Source organism: Streptomyces pseudogriseolus (assembly GCA_002154585.1).
GTDB classification, from domain to species: Bacteria; Actinomycetota; Actinomycetes; order Streptomycetales; family Streptomycetaceae; genus Streptomyces; species Streptomyces pseudogriseolus.
The window spans coordinates 3,595-3,942 of the sequence record MUNG01000557.1 but is presented as its reverse complement, the minus strand read 5'-3'; the positions used below and the strand labels follow the sequence as shown (position 1 = coordinate 3,942).

Genomic DNA, 348 nt, shown 5'->3' with positions numbered 1-348 from the left:
CCGCCCCTGGGGCACACGGGGTACGTCGCCCTGGGTGGCGATCCGCACCGTGCGCTGTCCGGGCGCCGGTCCGTCGCCGCGCCGCTCGGCCCGCGGGGGGCCGCTCTGCTCGGGCACGTGCGGGACGGGGCCCGGCGCGGCGGTCGTACGGGGGGCGGGTGCCGCGTCCGCGTGGGCGGGCGTGGCCCAGTCGGCGGAGCCGTACGCGTGGTGGGTCGGGGCGCGCGGCCCCTCGGGGCCGGTTCCCTCCGGGCCCGGGGTCCCCACGGCGGGGCGCGCGCTCCCGGTGTCCGCGGCGCCCGGTCCCGGCACCCGTACGTGGCCCTCCCCGTCCGGGGTGGCCGCCGT

The 348-nt window shown here is 83.9% G+C and carries 1 pseudogene; it reads right to left on the bottom strand.

Annotated elements, in window-relative coordinates:
- A pseudogene (locus tag CCN29_RS36515) lies at positions 1-348 on the bottom strand (cell division protein FtsK); the annotation flags it as partial.